Origin of the sequence: Rhodanobacter sp. B04 (assembly GCF_002001125.1) — a bacterium.
In the GTDB taxonomy this organism is placed as follows: domain Bacteria; phylum Pseudomonadota; class Gammaproteobacteria; order Xanthomonadales; family Rhodanobacteraceae; genus Rhodanobacter.
On the sequence record NZ_MUNV01000023.1, the window covers coordinates 1 to 7,545 of the forward strand.

The 7,545-nt window shown below is 54.9% G+C and carries 8 protein-coding genes; 3 read left to right on the forward strand and 5 right to left on the reverse strand.

The window, feature by feature from the left end; genetic code table 11:
* Positions 1-87: 87 nt before the first annotated feature.
* Complete coding sequence (locus tag B0E46_RS14535; protein ID WP_077556498.1) at positions 88-1,449, reverse strand: GAF domain-containing protein; 1,362 nt, start codon at positions 1,447-1,449, stop codon at positions 88-90.
* 287 nt (positions 1,450-1,736) lie between these two features.
* Complete coding sequence (locus tag B0E46_RS14540) at positions 1,737-3,893, reverse strand: sensor domain-containing diguanylate cyclase (protein ID WP_077556499.1); 2,157 nt, start codon at positions 3,891-3,893, stop codon at positions 1,737-1,739.
* 410 nt (positions 3,894-4,303) lie between these two features.
* Here B0E46_RS14540 and B0E46_RS14545 point away from each other — a divergent pair, with 410 nt between their 5' ends.
* Together B0E46_RS14545 and B0E46_RS14550 are read left to right on the forward strand one after the other, a co-directional pair.
* Positions 4,304-4,759 carry an EVE domain-containing protein gene (locus tag B0E46_RS14545; protein WP_077556500.1) on the forward strand — a complete coding sequence of 152 codons (456 nt, stop codon included), beginning with the start codon at positions 4,304-4,306 and terminating at the stop codon, positions 4,757-4,759.
* Positions 4,760-4,975: 216 nt separating this feature from the next.
* On the forward strand, positions 4,976-5,218 hold the full coding sequence (locus B0E46_RS14550; protein ID WP_139350566.1) for a hypothetical protein: 243 nt from the start codon (positions 4,976-4,978) through the stop codon (positions 5,216-5,218).
* Between the two features lie 49 nt (positions 5,219-5,267).
* Here B0E46_RS14550 and B0E46_RS14555 read toward each other — a convergent pair whose 3' ends face one another.
* A complete protein-coding gene (locus B0E46_RS14555) occupies positions 5,268-5,489 on the reverse strand; it encodes a hypothetical protein (protein ID WP_139350567.1) in 222 nt (73 codons plus the stop codon).
* 731 nt (positions 5,490-6,220) lie between these two features.
* Between B0E46_RS14555 and B0E46_RS17450 the strand changes: the two genes are divergently transcribed.
* On the forward strand, positions 6,221-6,508 hold the full coding sequence (locus B0E46_RS17450) for a hypothetical protein (RefSeq protein ID WP_139350568.1): 288 nt from the start codon (positions 6,221-6,223) through the stop codon (positions 6,506-6,508).
* Positions 6,509-6,534: 26 nt separating this feature from the next.
* Here the strand turns inward: B0E46_RS17450 and csrA are convergent, their stop codons facing one another.
* Both csrA and B0E46_RS14565 read right to left on the reverse strand, forming a co-directional pair.
* The gene (gene csrA, locus B0E46_RS14560) at positions 6,535-6,717 is read right to left on the reverse strand and encodes a carbon storage regulator CsrA (RefSeq protein WP_077556503.1); all 183 of its coding nucleotides are present in this window, start codon (positions 6,715-6,717) and stop codon (positions 6,535-6,537) included.
* 417 nt (positions 6,718-7,134) lie between these two features.
* On the reverse strand, positions 7,135-7,368 hold the full coding sequence (locus tag B0E46_RS14565) for an EF-hand domain-containing protein (RefSeq protein ID WP_077556504.1): 234 nt from the start codon (positions 7,366-7,368) through the stop codon (positions 7,135-7,137).
* Positions 7,369-7,545: the final 177 nt, after the last annotated feature.

The window sequence follows — 7,545 nt, forward strand, 5'->3', positions numbered from 1 at the left end:
TCAATAGGGCCACGTCGATCACTCCTGTTGCTCCCGCTCGTGCTGTGAGCGGAGGGTGGTAGGAGGTGGCTCAAATTTCGACGAAAATCACCCGGCGAAGTGGCTCAGTTTTGGATGGAACTCAACAATCCGCCCGAGAAATGGCGTGGCCTTACGCAAAACATATTCGCTCAGGCCTCTCCCCAAAGGGCGCGACAACGTACGTCGTTCACCGGCATCCACGTAATATGGAAAATCCAACGTGAGACGATCGTCCGAGAGCAGGGCAATATAGAAATTTTCCGCATTGAGCAGCTTGCCGACCACCCGATGAACCCGCTCGTAGAACGTGTCCTCGCTAATGTCAGCCGTGGCCAGCTGAGCAAGCTGAAACAGTGCTGCTTGCAGCTGCTCGGCCCGTTGGCGCTCCAGCACCTCCTGCTGCAATCCACGATTGGCCTCGGCCAGCTCCTGCGTGCGCTGGCGCACGCGTTGCTCCAAGTCGTCCTTGCTCAGCTTACGCTCCAGCGCGGTGAGGATGTGACTGCCGACGAATTCAAGCAGCGCCCGATCCTCGCGTGAATACACGATGCCCTCATGATAGCTTTGCACCACCAGTGCGCCATGTACCAGACCGTTGCGCTGCATCGGCACACCCAGCCAATCGTCGCTGTTCGGGCCAGAAATGATGAGCGGTCCATTCACCTGCTCGAGTAGTTGCTCGTTACTGCCCATCAACGGCTTGCCGCTGGTCAGCAGGTGCCATGTGAGCGTGTGGCGCCGACCTTCCAGCGGCTCCTCTTTCGTGATGTCCGGGCCCTGTTTGTCTTCGACGTCGGCGTAGTAGAGGAAGTGCATCATGCCGCGTTCAGGATCGTATCGCACGATGAAGAAATTTTCGCCGTACATCAGCGTGCTGACGATTTCGTGGATGCCGCGTAAGAGTTCCGGCATGTCCAGGTCGGAACCTGCTAAATCAGAGATCGTGAACAACGCGCGCTGTAAATTTTCCGATCGCTCAAGCTGTTTGTGTGAACTTCTTACACCGGTCAACTCCAACGCTTGGAGCAATCGATGACTGGCTATCTCGAAATTTCGCTCAAGAACGCTCCGTAAAGATGGCGCCACCTTTCGGGAAGTGAAACGAAGCAGCAGTACAATGCGCTCGTGAGGCAACAGCCGCCACGCTGCCCGCTGGCCATCGCCATCAAGGAAGAATCCGTCACCGACCAGTGCACGCTGTGCCCATGTGACCTCATCGGTCGTTACTCTCGTGCCCGAGGGATGGGCCTCGATATCACCATCCCATAGCAGGACGGCCGTCTCGCAATCGGGCAATGCCTCGGCCAAGTCTTCGATCACCTTACCGACTTCGAAGGGCGTGGTTGCCTTGATGAGGCTGCGCAGCCACGCCCGTTCATCCGTCGCCGTAGGTGACGGTAGATGAGGAACATGTGGCTGACTGCTCATCACATGATGCTCCCTACGGACATAAGTGATTATTACCTCGAAAGACGTGAATTTTTCCGCACGAAATTCCCGTTGATTCACAGATATCGAATTGAGTTAGAAAGCCCGGAAGAGCGCTCTGGCGTGAGTTCACGTTTGAGACGATGTCATTGATCAATGAAACAGCCATCGCGATTTGAACACTTCAGGGAATGCGCGCCATGAGATGTGGGCACTCACCTTAGCCATGGCATGCTTCCCCTTTGACGTCGATGCTTGCCCTCTAGTTCCTGAAGCCTGCGCGTGATTCATGATCCGTGCATCACCATGCGATAAGCATTACGTCCGTCGGATTTGGCTTTGTAGAGTTCGGCGTCTGCGATTTTCATAAAGTCATCGGCGGAAACGACGCTTTGGCAAAGTGCCACGCCGATGCTCAAAGTCACCTGCACTCGAACGGTTCCCACCGTCATCTCTGGTTCCATCGCGGCCTGGACCTTACGAGCCAGTCCTTCCCCAATGGACGACGAATCCACATCCTCCACGAGGACGACGAATTCATCACCACCAAGGCGTGCCACCAGATCCCTCTTGCGAAGGCAGCCCTGGATGCGTCGACCCACTTCCTTGAGCACCTCATCGCCGACGCCATGACCCCACGAGTCGTTGACCCGTTTGAAGTGGTCCACATCGATCATCATCAGAAGAAGTGCTGATGGCTGCCGGCATTTTTGTAACAGCATCATCGCCATGTGCTCATCGAAATGGCGCCGGTTCGCGAGACCCGTCAACGTATCGAAGCGTGCCAGCTTGGTCAGCTCCTGTTCCACCTCCTTGATATGCGTGATGTCCGTGGTCAATGCATAGACACCGCAAACCTGTCCTTCCTGGTCGCAGTCCGGCACGAAGTTCGTCTGGAAATAGGTGTGTTTTCCCCTGTAGTCCGCCTCGTACTCAAACGTGACTGCCTTACCCCCTAAGGCGGTCGCAATGTGACCCTTAAGGTCGCTATAGATCTGCTCGCCACGCACCTCGCGCATGGTTTTTCCGATCATCTTTAGCGGGTCTGCACCTGAAACGTGTTTAACGTATGCATTGACGAAGGTGTAATGCTCAGTAGCATCCACATGGGCAATAACCGCGGGTACGTTATCGGCGATCGTACGAAGGCGTCGTTCGCTGTCGGCCAAGGCGTGTTCCGTGAGCACGCGTTGGGTGACATCTCGCCCGGTGTAGATGATCTCCATGGCGCCATCGCCTTCCGGGCTTGGAACTAACCGCGCCAACGCTTCAAACCAGACGTAATGGCCATTCTTGTGACAAATACGGTAAGTGGTGATCGTTGAACCACCCTCTCGATGAAGATCAGTGACGGCTTTGGCGACACGGTCGCGATCATCGGGGTGGATGAGATCGGGACGCGGCGTCATAAAATCTTCGACGTTCCAACCGAGCAAATCCTTGATGGAAGGTGACACGTAGCGTCGCTGACCGTCGGGCCTGATGCGCATCACCAGGTCACCGGCATAATCGGCGAGGATCCGGTACCGCAGCTCACTCTCCCGTATTCTGATCACCAACTGCCGTCGCTCGGCGAGAATCAAGGCGACCGGCACAGCGATCAGGCAGGTCACCCCCATGAACACTTGAGCGAGGATGGTATGTTCAGTTTCTGATCCACCAGGAATGAGCTCGAAAGGGCCCACGCCCAAAGCTGTTGCGATATTGGTCATGGCGGCGACCAACGCTATGCCCAACACCAAACCCGCAAAGCGATGCCGGAACACCGCCAGGAGCAGTGGGGGGTAGACCAAGAACAGCAAGGGATACCGTGACTGCGTAAATACCGCGAGTGTCGTGCCCGCTATCAAGGTCATATCGCGAACCAACAACCACCGCTTGCCGCGTACTCCCAGAAGCCTCCCTTTTTCGATGAGCGTCACCAACGTAAGCGTTGCCACGATCACCATGCCAACCACGTGGGCGCGGTACCATGTGTTGAGGTAGGCAAACAGCGGAATCCCCTGCGCCACATGCACGACGAGTCCAGCAAGCAACGCCGAGAGAGCGCACGCGATGAGTGTGCTCGTTAGGGCCACGCGGCCCAGTTCCAGAAACGGTGTATCGCTGGAGATTTCCGCAAACCGCCAGCGTACGGCACCGCTGATGATCAAGATCTCGAGGGTATTGGCCGTAGCGAGACCCAGCGATGCCAGGAGTGGATTGTGAAGCAGAAGCTGGCCCCCGCCATTTCCCGCGAAACCGAAAAGCAAATACGCCCACCAATGGCGCGTTGGCAATCGGAGAAGACAGCCGACAAGAACCCCATTGGCGATCCATAACGACATTACGCCGGTTGAGTGCGCCAAGGCCAACGAGTAGGCGCATGAAACGAATGCCAGAACGGCGATTCCGATAGAACGTAGGAGAACGTCGAGAGGCATAGACGGAAGCAAGCGGCGCATGGCCCTTCCTGCAACGGCACGAGATGAACGGATCCAGCCAGCGAATGTCCTAAAAAAAGCCAAGTCAGCTCGTTAAGTAAGCTGGCCCCGGAGCCCTCAATGCGCTCCGCCATTCGCTTCAGTTCAAAGAGAAGCAATGAATGTTCCAATCCCGCAGAGCCGTTGCCGTGATCACCACTACTGTGATCGTCATCACAAAAAAAACCTGGGGTACGTGAGCTCTCTGAAACGACCATCCCAGCATGGGCGCTATCCGGGCGCGACCATGCCGCATCCCCGCCGACGGATGCGGCGCGGTCTCATCTTGATTGCGAGTTGAAATCTAACCCTTCGCGACGTCATTATTTCCTCGAATAACGGACGGATGTTTGCCCGCTTCTTCGATCGACCCTTGAGCGTAGGAGGCGAGGATGGTTCATAGCAGCAACGCTATCGAAACGCGCTTCTGGATCATCTGCGCACCCCGCGATCATGTGATGCAGAGCGTGAAAGGCGGCTTTTGCCAGCTCACGCACGGACGTACAAAGGTGTTGCAGCGCATGTCTCCCGGCGATTGGATTGCTTGTTACTCAGATCACGCCTCATCGGAAAGCAACTTGCCATGTCAATGCTTTACAGCCATCGGGAAGGTTGCCGAAAGGGAGGTCTATCACAGAGCTTTGGACGAACAGAGGTGCCCGTTCCGGCGGGACGTCCACTACAGCCCCGTCAACGAGGTCGATATCCGTCTGCTCCTCTCGAAACTTTCCTTTATCAAGAACAAGACGTATTGGGCACTGCCGTTTCGCCGCGGCTACCTGGAGGTGAGTGAATCCGATTTTCGGGATATTGCCGAACGGATGCTCGAAGAAGCATTCAGCCCTTAAGGTTGGTCTGGCGAATTCGCTTCTTGTTTGATGAGTGGCGCAGCCTCAAATCCATGAAAAATGCATCGATGGCTGACGGTCTAGAGCAGCACTATTAGTGCATAGCTATCGGTATTCCGCATGCCTAATGTGAGATTGGCCGTAGGCACGTGAATTGATCTCTGGTTGACATCCGGCGCCGTAGGCTCGCCGTTCAAGATGACTTTGGTGCCCGACATGGACATGACACGTACGGAGCTTAAAAGACTGCTGGCAAAGCTCGATCAGTCCATGCCAGCCTTGATGAAACAATACCCCGAAGATCACAACTTCATGCCCGTGTTCGCTCACATGGCCGATGCCATCACCGAAGGTGCTAAGCCAGATGACTACGACTGGGTGAACGACGAGATCGATTGGATTCTCGACAAGCACGGCAAGTTGAAGGGCGACTATCTACCGCCCGCAAATACAACGTGATCACCGTATCGGTCCAACTTATCGTTTCGATCTCGACGCTAGCTGTCTATCATGGCGCTGACAGATAAGCGCGCAAAACGACGGGTAAAGGGGCTGGTTTGTTGTGCTTGAATTGGATGTCATTGATCTGATTCAACACCCAGATGAAGTCGTTTGACCCTGCTGCGCTTTGAATCGGATCGGCGAGTAAATTAAAGGCTGGCCAGAAGTCTTTGTTATCCGGATACGCTTGAATCAAATCAGGCATGGCCTCGTCGAGCGCATCAAGCATGTGTTGAAGCTTCCCGCGGCTTTTTTTAACCATCGCATGCTCCCAGGCGACATGAACGACCAGAGCTTACTCGACCAAACGTCAAACGGGCATCACGAGTTTTCCCGTGATTGCGAAAGATGCGTGAATCGTTGGTATCCCAAACGATGCACCGGAACGATGCGGCTATCCCCAGCTCTGGCTCTATCTTGAATGGTCACAAATTGGCATATTTGGACGCAGCAGGATGCCCAGTGTCGACCCACCTCGCGGTGCACGCTGAACAATCACACTCACCGTGACACACAGCGTCACAGCACGCGACGCATGTGCATCGATACATCTCCGGTTCTGCGGCGTTATGCGGTGTGATGCGGCGGTAGTAGCCGCCAGTATGGGGGTAGCGGCGTTCTCCTTCGGGTGTGGGAAGGCCGTCATCGATTGTCGAAGGTCTCTCTTGCTGCTTTATCGTCATTCCACAAGCTGAGCAAGAACCATGCCTTGGTGGTGTTCTCTTAACCTCAGGCATACGCCCATACAGCAACGATAAGCCGATCATGCGCTCCGTCTTTCGATCACGCGAGTTGTTGCACAAGGACCCATGGGCAGTAGGTAAGTTGGACCTGCGCTATCTTCGCCCTAAGTTTAGAGGAGACGCCGAACACCTCGAGTCGACCATGCATATTCATCGCCGTAGACGAAATGATGACTACGATACTTTTGGAGGACGTATTGAGCGTACGGGTTAACGCGTGCTGACGGTGGTCTGGCCGTCCATGGGCCTGGAATTGACCAATTCCGAATCGATCAGTATCGCCACTCTCAATATCAACGTTGCCGGTCAGGGCAGTTTTCGCTGGCAGACGCCTTGCGTCGTCACGGTATCTCCTTCCTCATGGCCTCTGGCTACAGCGGTAACGAGCCGCAAGAAACCTACCGGAGCACCCTCGGTATGGCAGAAGCCCCACGATTTGTCGGAGGTCACAGCGGATCTCGCTACATTGCTTTTTGCAGAGGATCACGGCCACTACATTCTTTGAGCGCCATTGCCATGTGCAACATCGTTTCACGGTTTGGGCCGTTGCTTGTCGCGTTGAATTCGTTCGTAGATTTCCTCGCGATGGACTTCTACATCTTTCGGCGCGTCGATGCCGATCCGCACCTGGGCGCCTTTCACCCCCAGAACAGTAATTTTCACGGTGTCGCCAATCATCAAAGTTTCGCCGATGCGGCGCGTCAAAATCAGCATAGTCCCGGTTCCTTTTAGGGGTGTCTCAGTAGATATCATGCGACTTGTCGAAGACTCCGATCGACGGTCTGTTTGCTGAGGGGAATCTTTTGAGAAACCTCCACAGGAAATGCCCCATCGCCTCCATGATCAATTGCGGTGGGTTATCCGTCTGCGCCAACGCAGAATCCGGCGGCGAAGATCATACGTTAGTGTTACATCATCTTCATGCCGGCCGGCATCTCTATCTTTGCTGATTTTGTCATGGCCGTTGGTATCCGGGGCACGCTCCCAGGGATCGGCCAAGCCTGCTTTAACTCTGTTGACAAATGAGATGCACGAAAAAAACGCCACTCGTGCTTTACGGCGGCGTTCTTGTGGCTAGTCGATGACTATTTCCAACTGGACACAAAATGGGAACCACCAGACTGAACGCCGTTAGTGATGCATCATGTCCATGTCGTTTTGGTGCATCATCTTCATACTGTTTATCCATTCTTCCTTGGTAAGTTTTCCGTCACCGTTTGCATCCATTTTCTTGAACTGGGCGTCCATGTATGCCTGATACTCGCTCTGCGTGACGTAGCCCTTTCCACTGGTGTCCATGGCGCTCCACATCTTCGCCATGTGGTCGTTCATCATCTTGCTATTACTCATCGACTTGTCTTGCATGCTTCCATTCTCTCAAGAGTTGGAGCCTCCTCAAATCCCGGGGCGATTCAGACGGCGAAATAGTGGCTATCAGAGCAGAGTGCGGTGCCGTGCCGCACTTCTCCGGATCTGCGGGCGCAGTCCCCTGATATGGCATCCCGTGCCCTGGCCGAGCTGGCAAGGCCAGTCACTACTACT

Coding starts and splice junctions, on each gene's coding strand:
- B0E46_RS14535 (WP_077556498.1), bottom strand. CDS start 1,449: ATGAGCAGTCAGCCACATGTTCCTCATCTACCGTCACCTACGGCGACG.
- B0E46_RS14540 (WP_077556499.1), bottom strand. CDS start 3,893: ATGCGCCGCTTGCTTCCGTCTATGCCTCTCGACGTTCTCCTACGTTCT.
- B0E46_RS14545 (WP_077556500.1), top strand. CDS start 4,304: ATGGTTCATAGCAGCAACGCTATCGAAACGCGCTTCTGGATCATCTGC.
- B0E46_RS14550 (WP_139350566.1), top strand. CDS start 4,976: ATGGACATGACACGTACGGAGCTTAAAAGACTGCTGGCAAAGCTCGAT.
- B0E46_RS14555 (WP_139350567.1), bottom strand. CDS start 5,489: ATGCTTGATGCGCTCGACGAGGCCATGCCTGATTTGATTCAAGCGTAT.
- csrA (WP_077556503.1), bottom strand. CDS start 6,717: ATGCTGATTTTGACGCGCCGCATCGGCGAAACTTTGATGATTGGCGAC.
- B0E46_RS14565 (WP_077556504.1), bottom strand. CDS start 7,368: ATGCAAGACAAGTCGATGAGTAATAGCAAGATGATGAACGACCACATG.